The 2,119-nt window shown below is 76.9% G+C and carries 2 protein-coding genes; one reads left to right on the top strand and one right to left on the bottom strand.

Annotation, left to right across the window (positions count from 1 at the left end; translation table 11 throughout):
- Window positions 1-476: alpha/beta hydrolase (locus ACFWXO_RS37255; protein ID WP_380529769.1), on the bottom strand; the 476-nt coding region annotated here is incomplete at its 3' end.
- A 303-nt stretch (window positions 477-779) separates the two neighbouring features.
- Between ACFWXO_RS37255 and ACFWXO_RS37250 the strand changes: the two genes are divergently transcribed.
- Window positions 780-2,012, top strand: a complete 1,233-nt coding sequence (locus ACFWXO_RS37250; protein ID WP_380529767.1) for a cytochrome P450 — start codon at window positions 780-782, stop codon at window positions 2,010-2,012.
- Window positions 2,013-2,119 lie beyond the last annotated feature (107 nt).

Below are 2,119 nucleotides of genomic sequence, written 5' to 3'. Positions count from 1 at the left end.
CCACCCCCGCGCGCGGCCCCCCGCGCCCTGGGTCCCCCCCGCGCTCGGCGGGGGGGGCTGTCTGCCGCCCCCCGCCCCCCCCCCGCCCGGACCCGGCTGTCGCCGCCGGTGGCGGCCAGGGAGTACCCGCCGGACGCGCAGATGCCGAGCAGGCCGATCCGCTCGGCGTCCACCTCCGGGCGGGTGACCAAGTGGGACACGGCGGCCTTGAAGTCCTCCACCCGCTGGGCCGGGTCCTCCAGCCCGCGCGGCAGACCGCCGGACTCGCCCTGGTGGGCCGCGTCGAAGGCGAGGGTGACGAAGCCCCGCCCGGCCAGCAGCCGCGCGTAGGTGCCGGACGCCTGCTCCTTCACCCCCGTCCCCGGGTGGCCGACCACCAGGGCCGGGCGCGGACCGGGGGCCGGGGTGTCGGGGAGGTACAGGTGCGCGGCGATCTCGATGCCGGCGCTGTCGAAGCGGATCTCTGACCTGGCCATCCGGGGCCTCTTCCTGTCGATCGGCACATCGCGTGCGCGTCGTATGCGCGTCGGGCGCACGTCGGTGGTTCATGGGTGGTTCGTGCTGCCACCACCGTGGCCCACCGGCGGGTGCCGGGGCTTCGGTCAGATGACTCCGGAACCGACGTGCAGTCATGGAGCGGCCCGCCGCCGACCGGCCCGGACGTCAGATGACCGATGCGGGGCTCCCCGGCCGCCCGAAGGATGGAGACCCCCAGGTCACGGACGTCGGCCCGGTCCCACCCCCCGCCGACCTCCCTTCCCCCGACAGGAGTCGCTCCCATGGACGCGAACGACGAACCCGCCCACAGGCCGGCCACGGTGGTCCTCGACGCCGCCTTCAAGGCGGACGCCCCCGCCCGGTACGCCCGGCTGCGGGAGCTCGGCCCGATCCACCGGGCTGAGTTCCAACCCGGCCTGGAGGGCTGGGTGGTGGTCGGCCACGACCTCGCCAGGACGGCGCTGACCCACCCCGGCCTGCTCAAGGACGCCACCCCCGCCGCCGACGCCCTCGACGCGGCCGGCTTCGTCCTGCACCGGCCCGCCGTCGGCCTCGGCGCCCAGATGATGGAGGCCGACCCGCCCGAGCACACCCGGCTGCGCCGCCTCGCCGCGGCCGCCTTCACCCCGCGCCGCACGGCCGAACTCGCCCCACGGATCGAGCAGATCGCCCACCGGCTGCTCGACGCCCTGCCGCCCGCGGGCACGGCCGACCTCGTCGAGGCCTACAACGCCCCGCTGCCCGCCACCGTCATCGCCGAGCTCCTCGGCGTCCCGGCCGCGCACCACCGCGACTTCCGCCACTGGTCCGCGCAGGCGCTGCGGCCCGCCTCCCCCGAGCACCGCCCCGCGCTGGCCGCGCTGCACCACCTGCTGGCCGACCTGGTCGCGGCCAAGCGCCGCCACCCGCAGGACGACCTGCTGTCCGCCCTGGTCTCCGTCCGCGACCGGGAGGCGGGCCGCCTCACCGAGGAGGAGCTGGTCGGCACCGCGCTGATGCTGGTCGTCGCGGGCCACGAGAGCACCGTCAACCTGCTCGGCAACGCCCAACTCGCCCTGCTCCAGCACCCGGACCAGCTACGGCGGTTGCGCGAACGGCCGGAGCTGCTGCCCGGCGCGGTGGAGGAGTTCCTGCGCCACGACACCTCCGTGGAGCGCTCCACCAACCGCTACGCGGCGCAGGACCTGGACCTGGGCGGGGTGAGGATCCCCCGGGGCGGCGTGGTCGTGGTCGCCCTCGGCTCCGCCGGCCAGGACGCCCCGCAGACCGGCTCCGGCGACCCGGCCGCCCTCGACGTGGCCCGACCCGACGCCCGCCACCTCGCCTTCGGCCACGGCATCCACCACTGCCTCGGCGCCCCGCTCGCCCGGTTGGAGGCCACCATCGCCCTGCGCGTCCTGCTCGCCCGTGTCCCGGAGCTGGAACTCGCCGTCCCGGTGGACTCGCTCGACTGGATCGGCTCCGGGATCATCCGCGGCGTGCTCACCCTCCCCGTCCGCTACCGGCTCGGCTGACCGGACGGGGGCTCCGAACGGCCCGTTCCCGGACCAGGGGGGGAGGGGTGGGGGTGAGGGGGCCGCCCGCGCGAGTGGGCGGGGGGGGGCGTGGGCGTCGCTGGAGC

Origin of the sequence: Kitasatospora sp. NPDC059088, from assembly GCF_042738155.1 — a bacterium.
Lineage (GTDB): Bacteria > Actinomycetota > Actinomycetes > Streptomycetales > Streptomycetaceae > Kitasatospora.
Note: the sequence above shows the minus strand (reverse complement) of the source record. Positions and strands in the feature narration are given on the sequence as shown.

Bases quoted from the DNA above. Each gene is read 5' to 3' on its own strand.
- ACFWXO_RS37250 (WP_380529767.1), top strand. From the start codon at position 780: ATGGACGCGAACGACGAACCCGCCCACAGGCCGGCCACGGTGGTCCTC.